The organism is Celeribacter sp. SCSIO 80838 (genome assembly GCF_056498065.1).
The window spans coordinates 1,289,105-1,309,817 of sequence record NZ_JAZKMA010000001.1; the positions used below are offsets into that span (position 1 = coordinate 1,289,105).

16 protein-coding genes are annotated in these 20,713 nt (G+C 60.3%); 14 read left to right on the forward strand and 2 right to left on the reverse strand.

Annotation, left to right across the window (positions count from 1 at the left end):
- Positions 1-8: 8 nt before the first annotated feature.
- Genes V1475_RS06490 through V1475_RS06520 form a run of 7 tightly spaced genes read left to right on the forward strand, consistent with a single transcriptional unit; the run spans position 9 to position 11,096 of the window.
- Entirely contained in the window at positions 9-299 is a 291-nt protein-coding gene (locus V1475_RS06490; RefSeq protein WP_479412076.1) for a hypothetical protein, read from the forward strand.
- On the forward strand, positions 296-3,913 hold the full coding sequence (locus tag V1475_RS06495) for a phage tail tip lysozyme (protein ID WP_479412077.1): 3,618 nt from the start codon (positions 296-298) through the stop codon (positions 3,911-3,913). Before V1475_RS06490 ends, V1475_RS06495 begins: the two co-directional genes overlap by 4 nt.
- On the forward strand, positions 3,907-4,335 hold the full coding sequence (locus V1475_RS06500) for a hypothetical protein (RefSeq protein ID WP_479412078.1): 429 nt from the start codon (positions 3,907-3,909) through the stop codon (positions 4,333-4,335). Before V1475_RS06495 ends, V1475_RS06500 begins: the two co-directional genes overlap by 7 nt.
- A complete protein-coding gene (locus tag V1475_RS06505; protein WP_479412079.1) occupies positions 4,332-4,856 on the forward strand; it encodes a hypothetical protein in 525 nt (174 codons plus the stop codon). Before V1475_RS06500 ends, V1475_RS06505 begins: the two co-directional genes overlap by 4 nt.
- Positions 4,853-5,308 (forward strand): NlpC/P60 family protein, encoded by a 456-nt coding sequence (locus tag V1475_RS06510; RefSeq protein ID WP_479412080.1) that lies wholly within the window; start codon positions 4,853-4,855, stop codon positions 5,306-5,308. The genes V1475_RS06505 and V1475_RS06510 overlap by 4 nt, the downstream gene beginning before the upstream one ends.
- On the forward strand, positions 5,305-8,745 hold the full coding sequence (gpJ, locus tag V1475_RS06515; protein WP_479412081.1) for a TipJ family phage tail tip protein: 3,441 nt from the start codon (positions 5,305-5,307) through the stop codon (positions 8,743-8,745). Before V1475_RS06510 ends, gpJ begins: the two co-directional genes overlap by 4 nt.
- A 14-nt stretch (positions 8,746-8,759) precedes the next feature.
- Positions 8,760-11,096 carry a hypothetical protein gene (locus tag V1475_RS06520; RefSeq protein ID WP_479412082.1) on the forward strand — a complete coding sequence of 779 codons (2,337 nt, stop codon included), beginning with the start codon at positions 8,760-8,762 and terminating at the stop codon, positions 11,094-11,096.
- A 54-nt stretch (positions 11,097-11,150) separates the two neighbouring features.
- Here the strand turns inward: V1475_RS06520 and V1475_RS06525 are convergent, their stop codons facing one another.
- Together V1475_RS06525 and V1475_RS06530 are read right to left on the reverse strand one after the other, a co-directional pair.
- The gene (locus tag V1475_RS06525) at positions 11,151-11,993 is read right to left on the reverse strand and encodes a hypothetical protein (RefSeq protein WP_479412083.1); all 843 of its coding nucleotides are present in this window, start codon (positions 11,991-11,993) and stop codon (positions 11,151-11,153) included.
- A 243-nt stretch (positions 11,994-12,236) separates the two neighbouring features.
- Positions 12,237-13,745 (reverse strand): M81 family metallopeptidase, encoded by a 1,509-nt coding sequence (locus V1475_RS06530; RefSeq protein WP_479412084.1) that lies wholly within the window; start codon positions 13,743-13,745, stop codon positions 12,237-12,239.
- 114 nt (positions 13,746-13,859) lie between these two features.
- On the opposite strand from V1475_RS06530, the gene V1475_RS06535 reads away from it, so the two are divergent.
- From V1475_RS06535 to ortB, 7 genes are all read left to right on the forward strand, one after another.
- On the forward strand, positions 13,860-14,762 hold the full coding sequence (locus tag V1475_RS06535; protein ID WP_479412085.1) for a LysR family transcriptional regulator: 903 nt from the start codon (positions 13,860-13,862) through the stop codon (positions 14,760-14,762).
- Between the two features lie 201 nt (positions 14,763-14,963).
- Positions 14,964-16,007, forward strand: a complete 1,044-nt coding sequence (gene dctP, locus V1475_RS06540; protein WP_479412086.1) for a TRAP transporter substrate-binding protein DctP — start codon at positions 14,964-14,966, stop codon at positions 16,005-16,007.
- Between the two features lie 73 nt (positions 16,008-16,080).
- Positions 16,081-16,611 carry a TRAP transporter small permease gene (locus tag V1475_RS06545; protein ID WP_479412087.1) on the forward strand — a complete coding sequence of 177 codons (531 nt, stop codon included), beginning with the start codon at positions 16,081-16,083 and terminating at the stop codon, positions 16,609-16,611.
- Complete coding sequence (locus tag V1475_RS06550; protein WP_479412088.1) at positions 16,611-17,894, forward strand: TRAP transporter large permease; 1,284 nt, start codon at positions 16,611-16,613, stop codon at positions 17,892-17,894. The genes V1475_RS06545 and V1475_RS06550 overlap by 1 nt, the downstream gene beginning before the upstream one ends.
- A gap of 28 nt (positions 17,895-17,922) precedes the next feature.
- Positions 17,923-18,957 (forward strand): hypothetical protein, encoded by a 1,035-nt coding sequence (locus V1475_RS06555; RefSeq protein ID WP_479412089.1) that lies wholly within the window; start codon positions 17,923-17,925, stop codon positions 18,955-18,957.
- Complete coding sequence (gene ortA, locus V1475_RS06560) at positions 18,954-19,274, forward strand: 2-amino-4-oxopentanoate thiolase subunit OrtA (RefSeq protein WP_479412090.1); 321 nt, start codon at positions 18,954-18,956, stop codon at positions 19,272-19,274. Before V1475_RS06555 ends, ortA begins: the two co-directional genes overlap by 4 nt.
- Before the next feature lies 1 nt (position 19,275).
- Positions 19,276-20,676: a 2-amino-4-oxopentanoate thiolase subunit OrtB gene (ortB, locus tag V1475_RS06565; protein ID WP_479412091.1), complete on the forward strand. Its 1,401-nt coding sequence runs from the start codon at positions 19,276-19,278 to the stop codon at positions 20,674-20,676.
- Positions 20,677-20,713 lie beyond the last annotated feature (37 nt).

The window sequence follows — 20,713 nt, forward strand, 5'->3', positions numbered from 1 at the left end:
AGGACATCATGTTCGAGGGCGGTCTGACCCGCCCGGAGGCGATCAGGGTGGTCCGTGAGATGGAAGGCATCGAGAGCGACCATCTCCGGCTGCCGATGCATGAACTGGATCTGGTCCGCCTCGCTCAAAGAACTGTCGGGAAATGGCTTGTCGCTCCCAACGGACAACTCATGAGTTTCGATCTTAAGGAGATCGACGTGGTGCGCGACTGGATGGGAATCGAGAAATCTGAGGCCCTGATCGATGGGCTTGGCATCATCGAGCGCGCGGCGCTCAAAATACTAAGAGAGACGTCATGACGGAGATGCGCGCAAAACTGGTGATCGATGCCGACGGCACCGCGATCCCGCGTGTAACGCAGACCGCCACCCAGAGCCTCGATCAGATGATGCAGTCTGCCGTCAAAGCGACGGCGGGCTTTGGACAGCTCAACACGACGTCGAGCAAAACCACGACATCTTTGTCCCAGATCACGGCGCACTCACAGAAGCTTTCCGCGTCCCTCACAGCACAAGCCCAAGACCTTGTCGCAACCCAGCGCGAGTCGGCGGCCTATCGCGCCGAGCTGAACCGGGTGCGCGCCCAATTCGATCCGCTCTTTGCGGCGTCTCAGGCCTATGAAAAAGAACTGCGTGCCATTGCCGATGCCGAACAAATGGGCGCGCTGTCGGCGGAGACGGCGGCGGCGGCGCGTACTCGGGCAAAGGCAGGACTTGATGCGTTTTCCAAGTCCTCTGGCAAGATGTTTGCCTCCGTGGGCGGCGGCGGCATGGTCCTGCGCAACTTTGCTCAGCAGATCAACCAAGTCGGGCAGCAGGGCGCAATCACCGGGAACTATCTTGGTGCGCTGTCGATCCAGATGCCGGATATTCTGGCCGCCTTTGGCATGTGGGGCGCCATGATTGGGGCTGTCACTGCCGTGCTGGCACCGATGGCTGTAGAGGCCATCAAGAACAAACTGGCTGTGCAGTCTCTTGATGAAGTTCTCGATGATTTGGACGAGACAACAGAGTCGGTGACTGAGCACCTTAAGATCCTGCGCGATCAGGACTTGTCCCTGACCTTCGGTTCCATGGCAGGCGACGTGCGTCAGCTCACCTCCGATTTGTTGGCGCTTGATCGCGCCGCCGAGCTGAAGAACCTGCAGGCTGCACTGGATGGGCTGTTGAAAGACAGCGTTGCCCCGAACCTGATGGAAAAATGGGCCGCATCTTTCGTTGGGGCTTACGCTCCTTCTCTGAATTACGAAGAGATCGTGCAAAAGCTGACGTCGGAAAATTATAGTGAATTGACCAATGGTCGTGGTCCTTCGTTCGAAGAGTTCGAGGCGCAGCGAACAGGCATCATGGAGATGGCCAAGTCCGGTGACATCGCGGCCGTGACAAAGCAAGTTACTGAACTGATCAACTCCTTTACTGGTGGCGGGGCCGTTACGGATCTAGATAAAGATCTCGCCGAGATTTTGCTCGGTCTGGGAAAGCTTGCCACCCAGACAGCCAAGGTCGAAGCGGATTTCAACGGATCTGCGCAGGCGGCCGCTATCGCCAAAGAGATGGACGAGCTCTCCCGTGGCTATCGCGAACAGACCGAACTCGCCGCCACCGTGCTGCAATATGGTGAGCAAAGCGCCGAGGTCGAGGCCGTTCGGAATCGTCACGCTCAGGAGGCGCTCAAGCTGCGGCTGCGCGAGCTGAATGTGGCGGAAGGCAGCGCCGAGGAGCAGAAGGCGCTGGCCGATCTCGAAGCGGCACAGGCATCTGAGGCCAAGGTCACCGCCGCCGAGCGTCAGAAATCCATTTCCGAGGTGCTCACCGGTCTGTCCGACGAGCTGTCGATCACGCAAGCGATCATTTCTGGCGGCGAATATGGCGCCGAGGTCGAACGTCTGCGCACCGAACAGGCGAAGGAGACGCTTCGGATCAAGTTGGAGGAGCTGGGGGCTACGGACGAGCAGATCGCGAAGGCCGAAGAGCTTCTGGAGGCCACGCGGAAAGCCGCTCGCGAGCAGGAGCGTGCAGACGCCGACAAGAAAGCCGGGCAATCGTTGGCCGCTATGCAACGGGAGGCGCAGATCGCATCCGCAATCCTCGCCTACGGCAAGGACAGCTTGCAGGTCAAAAGGATGCAGATCGAGGCGGCACGAGAAGAATACCGGCTGTCGCTGGAAACGCAGAAGGTTTCACAACAGCGCAAGGACGATCTGCTGGCGCAATGGGACCTCACCAACGGTTTGGCCAGCCTCGATCCGTTCGGTTCATTGGCTGCCGCGCAATCCATTCTGCAAGCGCAGTCGGAGGGCCTGTCGAACCTAGAGTTGGAACAGGTGCTGATCGGTCAAAGCGAGGCGGTGAAGCGCCAGACGCTCGCGCTCTACGAGGCCGAACTGGAGATCCGCAAACAGAATATCGACGCCGAAAGCGACCTCGCACAGCGCATCCGGGAAGGAGCTCTCGCGGAAAGCGATCGCGCTGCACAGGTCGAACGCGAAGCCGATGCATGGGAAAAGATACAGAGCAGCTCTGAGAGCGCGATCGATACCATCGTCGACAGCCTGATGGATCTGGATTTCGAAGGTGCCTTGGATGGCCTCAGAGATGAGATCACCTCGCTCGTTACCGAACTCGCCATTTCCAACCCGCTTAAGAACGCGCTATTCGGCACGGACTACGGCACGCTCGCCGACTTGGGTGGCCTTGGCGGCATCTGGGACCGGCTGACGGGCAAGGTGTCGATCGACCCGGCCACGGCCGCGCGTGAGGCAGCGCAATCGGTGGCGACCATGCAGGTCATGGCGACCAATGTGACGATCAGCACCATGGGCGATCTGGGGCTGGGGGCGATGGGGATGGCCGCTGCCAACATCAATGGTGGGCTTGGCGCTGGATCGGTTCAATCGCAGATCGCTTCGTTCTTCTCCGGAAAAGGGCTCAGCGCCACGCAGATCGCGGGCATTCTGGGCAACGTCTCTGCTGAGAGCGCCTTCAACCCGTTCGCCGTGGGTGACGGCGGCACGTCATTCGGCCTGTTCCAGCACCACGCGGGTCGCGGTCAGGGGCTGCTTTCTGCGGTAGGTGGGCAAGCCGGGCTTGGCGACGTCCAGGCGCAGCTTGAGTATGTCTGGCAGGAGCTGCTGACATCGGAAAACGGCGTCCTGCAGAAACTGATGGCTTCGAACACCGTCGAGGGTGCGACGGCTGCATTTGCGGGTTTCGAACGCCCCGCGGGGTGGACCGCCGCCGATCCGACGGGCGCGCACAATTGGACTGGGCGTTTGGCGGCTGCCGAGCAGGCCATGACCCAATTCAACAGCGCAACCTCTATGGCCACCCAAGGCCTCGGGACGCTCGGAACCGGCTTTGACAGCTTCGGCTCGGCGCTGGCGAGTGCGCTTACCGGCGGAGGGGCGGGGTCCGATCTGCTTGGATCGCTGTTCAACCTCGGTCTCAGCGCGCTTGGAATATCCACCTTTGCTGGCGGTGGTCAGATCAGTGGAGAAGGCACAGGTACGAGCGACAGCATTTTGGCGCGGGTCTCGAATGGCGAGTTCATCACCAATGCGGCCTCCACCGCCAAATACCTGCCGTTGCTCAAAGCCATAAATGAGGATCGGCTTTCGCTCCCTGCATTTGCCAGTGGCGGCTATGTCACGGCGCAGAGCTATCCGTTCCTGACACAGGGCGGCGGCAATGGCGGGGGTGCCAATGTGGTGCAGTTGCAGCCTGTGCTCGTGAACAACACGTCGGTCCCGATGCAGATGGAGGTCGAAGAGACCACCGACAGCCGAGGCCAACGCCAGCAGAAATACGTGCTGTCCGAGGCCGTCGCACAAGGTCTGAGCACCAAAGGCGGCAAGGCGCAGAAAACAATGGGCTCTACCTATGGCCTGAAACGTGTGGGGATCTCGCGATGGTGATCCAGACGTGGCCTGCAGAACTGCCCAAGCCTGAACGCAAGACATGGCAGCGCACGACACAAGATACCCGCCGCCAGCGCAAGCCGGAGGCCGGGGTGCTGGGCAGCCGTCGCGGTCTGTCGAAAAGTCCTTTGGTCGTGACGTTGTCCGTCGTGTTGGATCGCAACCAAAAAGCGATCTTCGACACGTTTTTCGAACAGGACTGCGCCGATGGATCTGCACTGTTCTGGATGCCGGACCCGACCACCGATGGCTGGCCGCTGCTGATGTCGGACGGCACCCCCTTGCTGACCTCTGACGGGGAGCCGCTGCTCCTCGCTGCGCAATGGCTCTGTCTCTGGGGCGATACGTTTCCGACCGAGACGGTCGAGGGGCAGGTCCATTTCCGCAAGACATTCGACATCAAGGTGGTGCCATCATGAGGCGGATTTCACTCAATGCGCGGCTGGCGCTGGATGCCGAGGCGACGGATGACATCGAGATCATTCTGTTCCGCGTGACACACCCGGAACTGGATGCCCCACTGCGGTTTTCGACGGACAACACCGAACGTCTGTCGGTCGATCCGCTGATGTTTGGGACCCGGTCGTCCTGGCTGACCGGCGACCCGGTGGCTGATCCGTTCCTGTTCATCTTGGGCGATGTGCTCTTGCCCAGCGAGGGCGAAAACGAACCTGCAGAGGCTCAGATCATCCTGCAGGTGCTGGACGCGGCCTATGCAGAGCTCCTGCGGTCCTTCATCGTCCCTGCGACGGTGGACATGGCCGTGGTCATGTCGTCGACACCCGACATCATTGAGCAGGAGTGGCGCGGCCTGCAGCTGCCCACGTCAAACATCGAGGACGACGCGATCACCATCGACCTGTCCCGCGAATTCATCGAGCTCGAGCATTTTCCACCGGGGCGCATGCGTCGCCTCCATTTTCCGGGGCTGCATCTATGAACTGGTCTGATCGCTTCGTTGGCATCCCTCAATCCGACCTCGGCCGCGACCGGTCCGGTGTCGATTGCTGGGGTCTGGCCTATGTCATCTATCAGGAGGAGCTGAACATCTCGCTCCCCGATTACCTGAGTTATGTCTCGCCCGATGAGCGAGGCGAAATCGCCGCCATCATCGAAGGTGCCACGAGCTCGCCGCTTTGGCTGCCCGTCGAGGGACCCGCCATGGCATTCGACATCTCAATCTTCTCGGTCGGGCGCTACCAGTCGCACGTCGGCATCGTGGTGCGCCACGGGCTGATGATCCACGTCGAAGGCACGGATCAGAGTAAGTTGGAGCGTTATGATCGGGGCCGCTGGGAGGCGCGCTTTGCAGGCCATTGGCGGCATCGTGACATGGCCGCAAAACACCCCGTTAAACGCCCCGTTCAAATGATTTCAAAGGCGGCTCGATGATCCGCCGCGATGACCATATCCCGGTGCTGGCCGCCCCCCATTTCGACCCGGCCCAAAACCGCGTCGCAATGGAGGTGCCAGCCGGGCTGACAGTCGCAGAGATTGTGCAACAGGCGATGCCTGGCGCCGGTCCGTCGGTCTGGCAACACACGCGTGTGGCGCTTGTCACCTCGAAGGGCATGGAGGTGATCACGATCGACTACTGGCGCGTGGTACGCCCCCGGCCGGGTGTCCAAGTGGTGATCCGGGTGGTGCCCGCCAAAGACGCCCTGCGCTCCGTGCTGCAGATCGTGGTCGCCGTCGCGGCCTATGCCCTGGCAGCGCCGATTGCCGGGGCGCTTGGGATTTCGGGTGCGTTTGGCACAGCGCTGGTTGCGACGGGGATCACGGTCCTCGGCAACCTCGCGATCAACGCGCTGATCCCGCCCGCCTCTGCAGATAACAAGAAAAGCAAATCCACCTATTCGATCTCCGGGCTGAAGAACCAGCTCGTGCCGGACGGGGCGGTGCCGGTGGTGCTGGGGGCTTACCGCTTCGCACCGCCTTATGGCGCGCTGCCCTATGCCGAGATCGTGGGCAATGACCAGTATATCTGCGCGCTGTTTGTCCTGGGCGAAGGCGAAATCCAGATCGACGATATCCGCATCGGGGAGACTTCGATCTCAGAATACGATGAGGTCGAGGTTGAGGTGCGAAATGGGGTCGAAGGGGATTTACCTCTAACCCTGATCACGCACCAGCGTCCTCAGAAAGACTATGGCGTTGAGCTGACGCGGCCTCTGCCGCGCGACGATGCGGGCAATGTGATCAAGGTAGAAAGCGAGAGCGACTGGTCCAGTGCCTGGGAGACGGGGGATTTCTCCTCCTTTGAAGAGTGGGAATCCATTCGCAACTTGTTCGGCAACGAGGACAGCGCGTCGCCCGGCATCGAGACACCGGTCGTGCGCGCGACCGGGCGCGATGCCCTTGGGGCCAATGTGCTGTTCTATTTTCCATCCGGACTTGTGAAATACAATGACGAGGGCAACAAGCGCAGCCACAAGGTGTCGATCCGGATTGAGCAGCGGCTTGTCTCGGCGGAGGAGTGGCAAGAGGTCGAGACCCTCACGATATCGGCGAAAAAGGCCCGCGCCTTCTGGCGGAACTATGAGTGGACCTTCCCGGCGCGGGCACAGTACCAGGTGCGCTGCACCATGCTCACCGATGAGAGCAACAATGACCGGAAATTACAGACGGTTCAGTGGGCTGCGATGCAAACGCTCCGGCCTGAGTACCCGCTCAATTACCCGCGTCCGCTCGCTCTTCTGGCGATGCGGATCAAGGCGACGCATCAGCTCAACGGCGCGCTCGATGAGGTCAATGTTCTGGCCTCCCGGATTTGTCTCGATTGGGATGCCGAGAGCGGCACATGGGTGCGGCGTGCCACCGAAAACCCGGCCAGCCTCTTCCGCTATGTCCTGCAGGCCCCTGAGAACGTCAAGGCCGTGACCGACGAAGAAATCGACCTCGAAAAGCTGCAGCTCTGGCACGAGTTCTGCGCGGCCAAGGGCCTGACCTACAATTCGCCGCTGTCTTCGACTGACACGCTGCTCGGTGATGTGCTGTCAGAGATTGCGGCCGCCGGTCGGGCGACCAAAGAACACGATGGGACGAAATGGTCTGTGGTCATCGACAACCCGACCGATCCTGACGCCCTGATCGTCGACCACATCTCCGCGCATAACAGTTGGGGTTTTAAAGCCACTCGCAATTACTTCGAGCCGCCGCATGCCGTCACCGTCACCTTTCCCGATGCTGACAATGATTACCAAGACGCCCAGCACACGGTGCGCTGGCCCGGCTTCGAAGGCGATATTGAGATCACCGAGGCATGGGAGCTTCCGGGGAAGGTCTATGCAGATGAAGTCTGGCAAGAGACGCGACGCCGCCAATTGGAAGCGATCTATCGGCCGGATGCCTATCAGGCGACGCGGGATGGTCTGATCCATGCCACGACGCGGGGTGATCATGTTATGACCAACTCGTGGCGGCTTTCGACCCACCATTACAGCGCTCGCGTACTCAAGGTCTTCGAAACCCTGATCGAGATCGACAGCTCGATCGAGATGGCGGCGGGGACCACCTATGTGATGCGCTTTCGGGTATTCGGCGAGGACGATGTCATCGGTCAATCCGTGACGCGCGTCCTGAAGTTTGTCGAGGGCGAGACGTCCCTTCTGACGGCCCTGGGAAGCGGCCCGATGCCTGATCCACGCACCGTGATCATCATTGGTCCGGCGACCGAAGACAGCCTGCGCCAGATCGTGCGTCGCGTCGAGCGCACCGGTGACGGGTGCTGTATCTTCCACACGGTCGATGCGTGCCCGAAGATCGACGAGGAGCTGGACGCGACCGCGATCCCCGCATGGTCGAGCCGCGTGGGCGACATCATCGACGACAATATGATGCAGCCTTCGGCACCGCGGTTTGCCTCCATTTCCACAGGCCTGTCCAGCACCGATGTCGAGGGACTGATCGTCTACCTGATCGAGCCGGGCAGCGGGGCGGTCTCGACGAGCTCTTACCAGATCGAGCACCGGCTACAGGGCGCGGCGGGCTGGACTGTGGTCACAATCCCGGCAGCGAATGGCGGCGGTCAGATCGAAGGCTATGCGACGGGTAACCTCATCGAGATGCGCGCGGCTGGGATCAGCCCGGCGGGCGTGATCGGACCCTATACGGTCAGTGTCGCCTTTGTCGTCGGTGATGACGATGCAGACATTCCGGCTGCCCTCGATGTCGATGCGATCACGGTTACGACACTGCTCGGCGGCGCACTCATCCAGATCGCGACCGGCGATGATGCCGCAACCACAGCCTTGCAGGTCTATCGCTCGACATCCGGCACGTTGGACCGCGAGACCGATGCCGTGGGTGCGCCGCTCGCGGTGGTCCCGCAATCCAGCTATTCGACCACGCTCGGAGACACCACGCGCGAAAACCTCATTGCGGGCGGTGCGATGGACAATGCCGCCACTTGGACGCTGGACGCAGGCTGGGCCGTTGCAGGCGGCGTGGCCACGCATACGGCGGGCACAGCGGATGCGATCGGCCAGCCCTTTGAAACCACGGCGGGCAAATTCTACCGCATCGGCTACTCGGTTGCAGCCCTGACCGCTGGCAGCCTGACACCGCGCCTCACGGGCGGCTCAGATCGTCCCGGCACGGCTGTCACCGCAGATGGCACCTACAGCGACCGCATTCAATCCGTCACCGGCAATGACACGCTCGGGTTCCTCGCAACCTCTGATTTCGACGGCACGCTCGATGACGTCATCGCCTACCTCGAAACCTCGGGCTGTCTGGCCCAAGGCACGCATTACGTTTGGGTCGAGCCGCAGAACGCGGATGGCCTGTCCGGCCCCGTGGCGGGGCCATTTGAAATCACCATCATCTAACGGAGACCAAAATCATGGCAAATGGTGTGAATACGGACAATCTCGATCCCGTCGCAATCTCTGATGAGGTGCTGGTCAATAGTGACGGGTCGACGAGGCGTCAGAAAACCTCAAGTTTGGGCATTCAGCTCGCAAATAGTGGTGCGATCGGTGATGCCCTGTCGGCGCTCGACATAGCACGTGCATCGCACGAGGATCGCCTCGCGAGCGTCGAAGCCACTCAGACGACAAATATGGTCTATGCGGCTGCGTGGAGCGCCGATCTGGATCAGATCGCTCCGGCATATATCGGACAGGGTGCTGAGATCGTCGATGAGGCGGGCGGCAGCCACATTGATCCGTCCACCGGGCAATCAGTCCTCGATGCGGGTCGCTACAAGGCATATGGAACAGCCGTCGGCGCATGGACGCGGATCAGCTCGACGGGCCTGTTTGAGAAAGCGGATCGGGCCGATATGGACACAGCAACAGTGATCTGGTGCGAGGCCACGGTGGTCGGCACAACACTCACGCTGACACCTCTCAGCGGTCAAAAGCAGATCGAGAAAAAGGGTGTCCGGCTCGCATTTATCTCGCCGATTACTTCGGACGGCATCAACATCATCGAAGTCCAATATGCCGGGCAGACCCGGCAGCTGCTGCGCTACAATGGCGGCTACAATATCGCGCTCACGTCAGGGGCGATTAAGTTTGGCTATCCAGCCGTGATCCGGTTCGATCTCGTCTCTGGCATATCTCAATATCGCATAGAGAGCGACGCAATGGCGCTCGAGGTGATCGGCAGCCGCATCGTCTCCGTCACGGCAGTGACATATGCGAATGGTGTCTACAACCTGACATCAGAAAGAGGCGGCAGCAACGGTCAGGCGATGTTTTGGGTCGTGTTCGGTACGGTCCCGGATCAGGACGTGTCTATCTCGTTCAACGGCAGTGCCGCTTATCCGCTTCGCTACGCTGCGAATGTGCGCGTCGGAGCCGATGATCTTGATGCCACCACGCCGCATATGATTTGCTGGAAGGGCGCTCCGAGCAACAGCTACCACGTCATCGGGGTTTTGCCGAAGAAGGTGGCGGACCTGAGCGCGCGTGTGTCGACGTTGGAGGTCGTGCGGTCGACAAAATATGAGCAAGAGGCCGAGGCGCTCTGCAACAAGATCATCGGCCCGACCTTCGGTGGCGGTCGCCGCTATGCGGATAACCCCAGAGACCCGAAAAACTGGATCAGTTATGCCAACGGTGTCAGGAGCCTCGGCGATCCGCTCCCACTCAAGATTTTGAATTGCGGCTGCTCAATCAATACCGGGGCCGGTGCTCAGGATGATGGCGCCAGCAATCCGGGTCTCGTGTTCTCCGAAATGCTGGCATCCCGATTTGGCGACCAGCACAATATCGATGTTCAGTTTGAGAGCGTGGCGGTTGGTAGCACTGTTGTTAGCCAGTTTATTGGTCAGCTCCAGGGCGCGACGATGGAGGATCCCGATATCGTGATCGGTGCGAACCCAAAAAATAATGCGACAGTCGCGGCGTTGCACCAGCTCGGACCGCAGACGATCTATGACCAGTATGTCGCGCTGATCCGCTACATCCGCGACGATATGGGGGCGATGCCGATCATCATGGGTACTTATCATGAGCACACCCATGTCGACGTGGTCGGTTTTCCGGACCATTACCAGGCCACATGGCCTGTTGGTAGCTACAATGTGCTGAACCAAGAGTTCAGTTTCGATCAGACAAACAATAAAATCACCATGTTCGGTCTCGGCACATATGGGCATATGCTTCAAGACGGCACCGGCGAGTTTGCCGCGTCGACGCTGAGGGTCACGATCAGTGGCGAGGCCGAGTTTACTGTGACGGTCGCTGCGATCGATTGGGCTACGAATGAGATCACGACGGTAGAGGATTTGGCCTATGATGGGACGTTTACCGCCTCTGTGAAACATTTGCCCGTGCCCGAGGCGCAGTTGCTCTGGGACGCACCGGCACCGCTGCTTGTGCGCAAGGTTCGCAATCCGGGAGGCGAGGCGCTGCTCGGATGGTATCACGATGACGTGGTCAACCAGATGGTCGCCGATGCCTGCCGTGACGAGGGTTGCGTTTTTCTCGACATGCAGAGATGGCAATATGCGCTGCTCTCCGAGGCATGGCGCACCGGCAACTACACCGATGAGACGCTGTTCAATCTGATGTTCGAAAAGCCTGTTGATCCACTCGATCCGGAGGGTGCCACGTTTGTGGAGTTCAACCACCAGAATGCCGAGAGCTATGCCGCCTTCAACAAGGCAATGTTCGAGCCGTTTTGTGCAGCGATCGAATATCGTCGGCTGTTCGCTCAGAGAGAGTTCTGACCTAACGCCGTGCCCGCTGAATAATAACGGGCGCGGTGCAACACAACCGGGTCATTATGGGCGCAGTTGCGAATGATATGCCATTCCAAGGCGTTGGAGTTCAAAAGCTTCGTCACCAAGGTGGTATTGAACTTGCTTTAATATTCCCCGTTCGACTTGTCGCCGGTTCATTGAGTGGTGGGTGACAATTTGATTAACATCGATACCGGGGTAAACAGAGGGCCGACGAGTTAATTTTATTTTATCTCCCGTTATCAAAATTGGTTTTTTGTTCTGTATATATACAAAAGATGCAAAGTCCCATGATGGAGCAAAATTCATATCGTAAACTATAATCAACCGCCAATAACTAAACAAAATTTCGATAACATTATTGAATGCCGAACTGGGGGCGGGAGTAGTGTCAGATGCCAGTGTTGCATAAACTGACATGATAAGAGATCCCTTCGATTGATCAATCTTTCCGAGCTGGTGAGTAAAATACATCTCCCTTTGTGAAATACGCCATCTTTCACTTAGACGTGGTACGTAATACGTGAATATTGGAACAGCCTTACCTGTTGACATCGCTGTTTTAAGAATGCTCGAAAAATGTTTTTTTTCGGCACTGTCTTTCTGCTTATAAACAGTAGTAACCTTGATCGTATGCGCCTGAGATCGCCTGCTTGGATGCAATGAAAAGTGCATGTTGAGCATATTATGTTCATCGAAATAGTTCGGAGAAAAATAGGATTCAAGCGGATTGAAAAACCCAATATTTTGGGAATTTTTAAAGTTAATTTGAAGATTTCCGTCATCAAGAATGTTTGGAATTGGGTTTGCCGTTTCGACAATCGAAACCAGTGATCTATGACCATTTTCAGTGGATATGGACAGACGACTCTTATTTCTCCTCACCCGATGACCCCTGATCTTTCTTGGACCTGACCTTGGTCGAATCCTGTATCTTTACGGGGTGCGGCACAAGCACGGTGTTTAACGCCTGATTAAAACCCCTCACCTGAAAATGTGTTTGCTGCAACTATTGCTGTCACTGACTGCAAAAATTCGTGTCACGCCACATCTGCGTCCCAGAAAAATGCCGGATTGGGAGCGGAAAATCCATCTAACCCACTTGTTCGGATTTCCCGAACCACCTCTTCACTTATGTCCTGTAAAGTCTGTACAGGGCCATTCATCCAAAGGATGGATCGGGCGCGGTATGCGAGCATATGTCCTGCGGCCGCTGCGCGGACTCGCCAGGCCACCGCCATCAACAAGGGCAATTCTTGCGGCGTAAGGTGTATAGGCCGCCCGGAAATGTTGGACCGATTTCAAAGCCACGACCCGGTAGCGGGTCGGTTCCGCTCCGAGTGCCCGGAAGATTCCCATGTCGAGGGCCTGGGTCGGGATGCTCGACACCAAGACATCCACGTTTTCGATCCGCAAGAGAGCCGCCGCACCGCAGGATTGCGCGACACCGTTCCACATGGGCCCGTCGCAGATGAAGGTGCCGTCGCTCAGGGCTCGCACCTCTGCGGTGACCTTCAGAGGGGCACCACCGAATTCGGGGGCGCTATGACCGCCCAAGGACAGGGCAACCTGCGCCCCCACTCCGGCGTGCTGCGCCTGCACGACGGCATCGGGATCACACAACGCACCCAAAAGGATGTTGTCGCCGCCTTTTTCTATCAGTGCACCGAGCACTTCTGTGGCATCGGCATAGGCGCCATCGCCGGGATTGTCCGACAGATCGGCCAGAACCAAAGGCGCGTTTTCCGCATGCGTGCGCGCAAGCTCCGCTGCTTCTGTCGGTGTCAGGATGGGTTCTCCGGTCTCGTCACGCACCTGCCACATCGCCTCGGCAATCTGCTCGGCGATACGCGCGGCACGCTCCGGTGCATCGCGATGACAGACGGTCACCGATGGTCCGATCTCCGGTACATCGGCGAGCGAAAACCCGGCGTTGATTGAAATGTTGCAAATCTCAGGCGCATCGGCCTCCAACCTGCGCGCCAGTTTTTGCAGGCCTTCCATTGGCTCGCGATCGGTGCGCCCGCCCTCGGGGAGAGTCAGCATCGGCAGTTTGCGGATCACCGTTCGCAGAGCGGCCTGCCCGCGGAGAATTTCGGCCAGCGCACGTGCCGCTTTCGCCCCGGTGTCGCGCATATCGATATGGGGGAAGGTTTTGTAAGACATCAGGATTTCGGCATCCTCCGCCATCTGAGGCGCAAGATTGGCGTGCAGATCGAGCGTGACAGCAATCGGGCAGTCCGGTCCAACGATCTGCCGCAACTCATGCAACAAGAGCGCATCGCCATCGCGACCGTCTGCCCGCACCATGGCGCCGTGCAGCGACAACAGAACCGCGTCGAACGGGCCTTGTTCCCGAGCGATCCGCAGGATGGTGCCGACAAAATCCGCCCAGGCCAGATCCGACACCGCGCCACCCGGTGTGGCAAAGGTCGCCACCGTTGGTACAAGCTCCCAGCCCTCGGCCTCGGCCACATCGACAAAGCCTGCGACCTCATTCGCGGTCCCGCGCAATGCCGGGATCAGCGCCGGACCTTCATAACAATAGAAGCCGCGGAAGGCGGGTGTGTCCGTTTCCCTGTGGGAGAATGTGTTGGTCTCGTGCATGAATTGCGCGAGAAGAACCTTGGTTGGCATATCCGATTTCCTTGTACCGCTGCTGCGGTGGAGAAAATCGTGGCCGGACATCAGAATGCTGTCGGTGTAGTATAGAGCCGCGCGGCAAGGCAACAGGTTTTTACGGGAGGCCCCATGCTGGATTCAAAACTCGACTGCTTTCTGGCCGTCGCGACCGAAGGCTCGATCCGCAAAGCCTCTGAGAAACTCAACATCGCCGCCTCAGCCGTGAGTCGCAAGATCACCGGTCTCGAAGAAGACCTCGGTGTGCCGTTGTTCGAACGCCATGCGCGGGGGTTGCGCCTCACCGAGGCGGGCCAGATTTTCGCCGATCACGCGCGCAAGGTGATGCGTCATGAATCCTGGGCTTTGGGCGAGATCGAGGCCCTGCGCAATCTCCAGCGCGGGCGGTTGCGCATCTATTGCGTCGAGGGCACGATCAACGGACTGATTACCCCGGCCATCGCTGCGTTTCGCAAGAAAGCCCCCGGTGTGAAGCTCACCGTGACGCGGTCTGGAAGCACTGGGGTGATGCGGGCTGTGGCTGCCGACGAAGCCGATCTCGGGCTGGCCTTCGACCCGCCCAAACATCGCGATGTGACGGTCGTGGCGGATGTGCCCGCACCGCTTTATGCCGTCAGCGCTCCGGATTTCGGGATGCCCGACGGCCCGCTCAGTCTGGCCGATCTGGCACATCATCCGATCTCGATCCCGCAAGACAGCAGTTATGGCATCCGTGATGTGATCGACCAGGGATTGCGGGCACGGGCCGATGTGACACTCGATCCGCCGATGCAATGCGACTCGGTCTACGGGCTGATGGGATTTGCCCTGACGGGACAGGGGATCACGATCCTGCCGAAATGTTGTTTCGAAGAAGAAGAGGCCCGCGGGCTTGTGGTCGCCCGTCCGATCACCGACACGCCTCTCAGCCAGTCGCGCATCGCATTGGTGTCGCGTCTGCATCGTAATCTGCCACCGCTGACCCGACGGTTTTGCACAATTCTTGCGCAGGTCATGCGGGAGTCTGCGTTCTAATTTCAGCAATCCGGTGTGTCGAAGCGTTGCTTGTTATGCAGGCGTCGGTCGGGAAATCTTACGGCACAGGTGTGAGATCATCGTGGCCGGGCGTCAGAAGTTTTGACCGCGATACACACGCGATACCGCGTGTCTGAAAACAGGCACGGGGAAAAACAAACAGGGTCAAAAGACCCGTTCCGACACAACAGGAGAGTTTCCATGACCACCCCCCTTCGCGCGTTTTGCGCTTCTGCGGCGTTGATGCTGGCCGCGACCCCGCTCTGGGCGCAGAGCCTGACGATCACACTGGCGCATGAAGAACCGGCCGACACCGCCGCGTCCGCCGCGCATCTGTCCGCCACCGTCTTCAAGCAGATGGTGGAAAGCATGTCGAATGGCGATATGGCCGTCGACATTCAGGCCGCCAGTGCCCTTGGCAATCAACGCGAGCGCATGGACCTGACCCAGGCCGGGATCATTCAGGTCAACATCGCCTCCGTCGGCGGGCTGGCGCAGTTCTATCCGGCGATCAACGGCATCGAATTGCCCTTTGTTTTCCCCAATGAAATCGTCGCCGAACAGGTGTTCGACGGTCCCTTCGGCGATCAGCTCGCCGCACAGATTTCGGAGGCCACCGGGCTGCATCTTCTGGGGGTGACCGCCGGGGATTTCTATGTCTTCACCAACTCGGACCATATGGTGAAATCGCCCGAGGATATGGCTGGGCTCAAGGTGCGCACCATGTCGGTGCCGAGCCATATGGAGCTGATGAATTCGCTCGGTGCCGCAGCCACGCCCGTGCCGTGGGACGAACTTTACGGGGCGCTCGAAACCGGCGTGGTCGATGCCCAGCACAATCCGATCCCGATCATCGCCATCGGCAATCTTCAGGAGGTCCAGAGCTACGCCACCATGACGAACCACCTCTATGGTGCCGATTGGTGGGTGACGTCGGAGGACTTCCTCGCCAGCCTGACGCCCGAGCAGCGCCGCATCTTCATCACCGCCGCCGAGACCGCCAAGGTCGCCGGGCGTGGGGCCAAGATCGCATTGCGGGCCAACACCTACGGCGCCGAGTTCCTGAAAGAGGCCGGGCTTGAGGTCTATTATCCGAATGCCGAGGAAATGGCCGCCTTCCGCGAGATTGCCGTTCCCGCCGTGATGGGCACGATGGAAACGGAATTCGGTGCGGATGCCGTCACCCTCGGACAGTCTCTGATCGACGCTGTCGCAACCGCCGAAGCCGAGATCTACGGCGAATGATCCAGACCCTCCGCCGGGCGTGATGCGCCCGGTGGAGGTCGCCGGGATCGGGACGGATCGGTGGAGAGACAAGATGAGACAGCAGATCGTGACAGCGCTTTGGCGGCTGTCCAAACTGGTGAATATCGTCGTCGCAGTGCCTCTGGTGCTGGCAGGGGCGGCGATGGTCGGGGTCGTGGTGGCCGGAACGGTGTTTCGCTACGCCCTGTTTGAACCGCTGGTCTGGTCCGAGGCGGCGGCACGCTATCTGATGATCTGGATCGGATTGGTGGGGGCTTCGGTGGCGCTGCGCCATGGCGATCACATCGCGATCGACGCCCTGCGCAACCGGTTGCCTGCGCTGCTCCGGCATCTCGGCGATCTGATCGTCGCTTTGGCAATCGCGTGGTTTCTCTGGGTGATGATCACCGAAGGCTGGGCCAACGCTTTGCGCGGCACACGCCAGGCCGCCCCGGGGCTCGGTCTGTCGATGTTCTGGCCCATGCTCTCCGTGCCGGTCGCGGGGGTCGCCATCCTGATCCAGCACGTCCTGCACACGCTTCTCAACCTCCTCGACGCAGAGGTCGTTGAAGACAATCATATTCCCGGTGGAGGCGCGTTCTGATGCTCAGTCTCGTTCTGATCTTTGCAGCTCTTGTGGTCTTGGGGACGCCTCTGGGGTTTGCCATCGGCATCGTCGCCCTCGCTGCGTTGTCCTTCGCCGATGGGCCGAGCATGTTGCGCCTCGTGCCGATGCGATTGTTCTCCGGCATCGACATGTTTTCCCTGATGGCCATGCCGTTCTTTATTCTTGCGGGCGACATCATGAACCGCATTCGGATCACCGACCGTCTGGTCGATCTCGCAAATGCGTTGGTCGGGCGGGTGCGCGGGGCGCTGGCGCATGTCAATATCCTCGTCTCGGTGTTCTTTGCCGGTCTCACTGGCGCCGCCGTGGCTGATACCGCCGCAATAGGCCGGATGATGATCCCCACCATGGCGAAACAGGGCTATTCGCCACGCTTCGCCGCCGCGCTGACCGCCGCGTCTTCGGTGATCGGGCCGATTATTCCGCCCTCGATTATCATGGTGATTTACGGTTCTCTCATGCAGGTCTCGATTGCCGGGCTGTTTGCCGCCGGGATCGTGCCGGGGCTGATCATGGCGGCGGCGCTGATGGCCTATGTCGGCTGGCGCGCGAAACGCGACGACCTTCCGATTGCCACGCTCGACCGCGAGGTGCCGCCGTTGGGGCAGGCCTTTCGCGCCGCCCTTCTGCCGCTGCTGATGCCGTTGATCATTCTGGGCGGCATTCTGGGCGGGGTGTTCACCCCGACCGAAGCCGCCGCCGTGGCAGTGGTTTATGCCCTTCTGATCGGCGTGCTGGTCTATCGCAATTTCGGGCTGCGCGATCTTTGGGATGTGCTCTACGAGATGGTGCGGGCGTCCGGGTCGATTTTTATCATCCTCGCCGCCGCTTCGATCCTCGGCTGGGTGCTGGCCAAGCAAGGCGCGCCGCGCGAGTTGGCGCAGATGCTCGGCGGGATCAGCGACAATCCTGTGGTGTTTCTTCTGATCGTCACCGGGGCGCTTTTGGTCATCGGCATGTTCATGGAGATGACCGCGGTACTGATCATCCTCGGGCCGATCCTGCATCCGATGGCGGTGCAGATGGGGATCGACCCGCTGCATTTTGCCATCGTCATGGTGGTCAACCTCAACATCGCGCTGATCACCCCGCCGCTTGGCGCCTGCCTGTTTGTCGCTTCCTCCGTCGGGTCGGTCAAATTCGAAGAGGTGGCCCGCGGCATCCTGCCTTTCATACTCGTTGAGCTTTTGGTGCTGCTTCTCATCGTGCTGTTTCCTGCCCTCTCGCTGAGCCTGCCGCATTGGCTTGGTCTCGGCTGACCGGGGCGTTTTCTACAAAGGACTGACCATGCAACAAGACATTATTCTCTATGGCCTCGGGGCCATGGGGCGGAGGATTGCGCGCCTTGTCATCGAGCGCGGCCACCAAATCGTGGGGGCCATCGACCTCGATCCTGCGAAAAAGGGGACTTCTCTGCACGACCTGCTTGAAATGCCGGAGGCACCGGATCTGACGATCTCCGACGATGCGGAAGCGGTGCTTGCGGCCCATTCGGGTGCCGTGGTGCTTCAGGCCACCGCCTCTTTCCTGCATCAGGTTGCGGGTGCGATCGAGACCTGTCTGAGCCTCGGCCATGACGTCATTTCCATTGCCGAGGAAATGACCTTTCCCGAGGCCGCCGATGCCGATCTGGCCGCCCGTCTCGATATGGTGGCCAAGTCCCATGGACGGCGTGTCCTCGGCACTGGGGTCAATCCCGGCTTTGCCATGGACATGCTGGTTCTGGCGCTGACCGTGCCCTGTGGGCGGGTCGATCACATTCGGGCCATTCGCACCAACGACCTGTCGGATTTCGGCCCCAGTGTCTTGCAAAGCCAGGGCGTCGGTTTGACCGAGGCGGAGTTCACCAAGGCGCTGGCCGCGGGAACGGTGGTCGGCCATGTCGGTTTTGCGCAATCCGTCGCACTGATCGCGGGGCACCTCGGCTGGCGCATCGACCGGGTCGAGGAAACGCGCATGCCGATCCTCAGCAAGGTCGCCCGTGAAACCCCTTGGCTTACCATCGCACCGGGGCAGGTGGCGGGCTGTCTGCATTGCATCACCGGCTATTCCGAGGGGCGCGAGGTCCTGCGGCTCGAACATCCACAACAGATCCGGCCTGAGGCGGAAGATGTGAAAACCTCCGACCGGATCGTCATCACCGGCGATCAGACGCTCGACATGATGCTGTCCCCGGAAATCGGCGGCGGGGCCGGAACAGCCGCGGCGGCGGTCAATGCGGTTGCTTACCTGCGACGCGCCACTCCCGGGCTCGTGCATCTGACCGACCTGCCTCTGACCAGCCCCCGCGCCCCTCAACCTCAGGAGCAAGAGAAAGCATGACCATGACAGAACAGGCACAGGTCGGCGATTGGGTGCAAATCCATCGCATCGTCCTGACGCCAGACCAACGCCCCGCCAACCTGCCGGACGAAACCCGCGCGGTGCCGCTCGAGATGCGGACCAAGGGCTGGCTGATCACCAAAGCGGCCACGCTCGGCGACGAGGTGACCATCCGCACGGCCATCGGTCGCGAGATGACGGGCCGTCTGATTGCCGTGAACCCGGCCTATGGCCATGATTTCGGACAGGCCGTGCCGGAACTTTTGGCGGCAGGCGACGATCTGGTCGCCCTGATGCGCGATGCCAAGGAGAGCTGAGATGACGGACAACAGTTACGCTGCGGTGATGGCCCGCAAGGCGGAGATCATGCTGTCTTCGCTGGGGCTCGATTATACCCCCTTCATGCAGGACCCGGTTGCCTTCGATTACGAGGCGATGATGGGCTTGGTGCCCTACACGCTCGATCAGGTGCGCGAGATTCAGGTGCAATCCGCCGTCGGCAACACCGCGCTGATCGAATTGCGCCAACTCACGCGGCTTGCGCGCAAACTTGCGCCCAAGGGCAAAGGCGCGCGGATTTTCGTCAAGGACGAGGCGGCGAACCCCTCAGGCAGTTACAAGGCGCGCCGGGCCGCGTTGAGCCTGCATCACGCCAAGGCCGCAGGCTTCAAGGGTGTCGTCTCCGCCACCAGCGGCAACTATGGCGCGGCGGTGGCCAGTCAGGCGGCGAAACGCGATCTCGACTGCATTGTCGTGCAGGAGGTGTTCGACAGCCATGGCATCGGCCAGCCGGAGATCCTTGAAAAGGGCCGTGCCTGCGAGATTTACGGTGCTGAGGTCATGCAACTCTCGGTCGGGCCGGAACTGTTCTACAGCTTCCTGCGCGTGCTCGAAGAGACCGGCTATTTCAACGCCTCGCTCTATACGCCCTTTGCCATCGCAGGGGTCGAGCCTTTGGGGGCCGAGATCGTCGAACAGATGCAGGCCGTGACCGGGCGCGCGCCCGATGCGGTGATTTGCACCCATGCGGGCGGCGGCAACCTTACGGGCACAGCGCGCGGGTTGCGCAAGGCCGGTGCGCTCGACACGCAGGTGATCGGTGCCAGCGTCGATCTCACCGGGCTGCACATGGCCAGCGACCGCGATTTCAACCGCAAGCATTTCACCACCGGCCATACGGGGTTCGGTGTCCCCTTCGCGGGCTGGCCGGACCGCACCGATGTGCCACGCAATGCCGCGCGGGTGCTGCGCTACATGGATCGCTACCTGCTTTTGAAACAGGGCGAGGTGTTCTACATGACCGAAGCGCTCGCGCGTCTCGAAGGGATGGAGCGCGGTCCGGCGGGCAATGTCTCGCTTGCCGCCGCCTTTGTCTTGGCGCAGGAGATGGATGAGGATCAGACCATCGTCGTGCAGGAAACCGAATATGCCGGCGCCGGCAAACAGCCTTCCGCCCAACTTACTTTTGCACGGGCGCGCGGCATCGACATCCGGCGCGGCGATCCCGATCTCGAACGTCCGGGTCAATCGGTGCTGATCCCCGAACACCCGTCTCAGATGAAGCTGCGCGATGTTGACATGAACCGTCTGCGGAGCGGGCTTATCCGCAAAGCGGCCGCACTGGCACCAAATCCTCTTCGGGAAGAGGCCGTTGCCTTTTTGGCCGCAGAGACGCAGCTTTCACCTCAAGATGTGCGCGAGGTGCTCGACGCGCGCTAAAGCGGGCTATTGAGGTCAGTATGGGATGCAACCACCA

Bases quoted from the DNA above. Each gene is read 5' to 3' on its own strand.
- V1475_RS06490 (WP_479412076.1), top strand. From the start codon at position 9: ATGTTCGAGGGCGGTCTGACCCGCCCGGAGGCGATCAGGGTGGTCCGT.
- V1475_RS06495 (WP_479412077.1), top strand. From the start codon at position 296: ATGACGGAGATGCGCGCAAAACTGGTGATCGATGCCGACGGCACCGCG.
- V1475_RS06500 (WP_479412078.1), top strand. From the start codon at position 3,907: ATGGTGATCCAGACGTGGCCTGCAGAACTGCCCAAGCCTGAACGCAAG.
- V1475_RS06505 (WP_479412079.1), top strand. From the start codon at position 4,332: ATGAGGCGGATTTCACTCAATGCGCGGCTGGCGCTGGATGCCGAGGCG.
- V1475_RS06510 (WP_479412080.1), top strand. From the start codon at position 4,853: ATGAACTGGTCTGATCGCTTCGTTGGCATCCCTCAATCCGACCTCGGC.
- gpJ (WP_479412081.1), top strand. From the start codon at position 5,305: ATGATCCGCCGCGATGACCATATCCCGGTGCTGGCCGCCCCCCATTTC.
- V1475_RS06520 (WP_479412082.1), top strand. From the start codon at position 8,760: ATGGCAAATGGTGTGAATACGGACAATCTCGATCCCGTCGCAATCTCT.
- V1475_RS06530 (WP_479412084.1), bottom strand. From the start codon at position 13,745: ATGCCAACCAAGGTTCTTCTCGCGCAATTCATGCACGAGACCAACACA.
- V1475_RS06535 (WP_479412085.1), top strand. From the start codon at position 13,860: ATGCTGGATTCAAAACTCGACTGCTTTCTGGCCGTCGCGACCGAAGGC.
- dctP (WP_479412086.1), top strand. From the start codon at position 14,964: ATGACCACCCCCCTTCGCGCGTTTTGCGCTTCTGCGGCGTTGATGCTG.
- V1475_RS06545 (WP_479412087.1), top strand. From the start codon at position 16,081: ATGAGACAGCAGATCGTGACAGCGCTTTGGCGGCTGTCCAAACTGGTG.
- V1475_RS06550 (WP_479412088.1), top strand. From the start codon at position 16,611: ATGCTCAGTCTCGTTCTGATCTTTGCAGCTCTTGTGGTCTTGGGGACG.
- V1475_RS06555 (WP_479412089.1), top strand. From the start codon at position 17,923: ATGCAACAAGACATTATTCTCTATGGCCTCGGGGCCATGGGGCGGAGG.
- ortA (WP_479412090.1), top strand. From the start codon at position 18,954: ATGACCATGACAGAACAGGCACAGGTCGGCGATTGGGTGCAAATCCAT.
- ortB (WP_479412091.1), top strand. From the start codon at position 19,276: ATGACGGACAACAGTTACGCTGCGGTGATGGCCCGCAAGGCGGAGATC.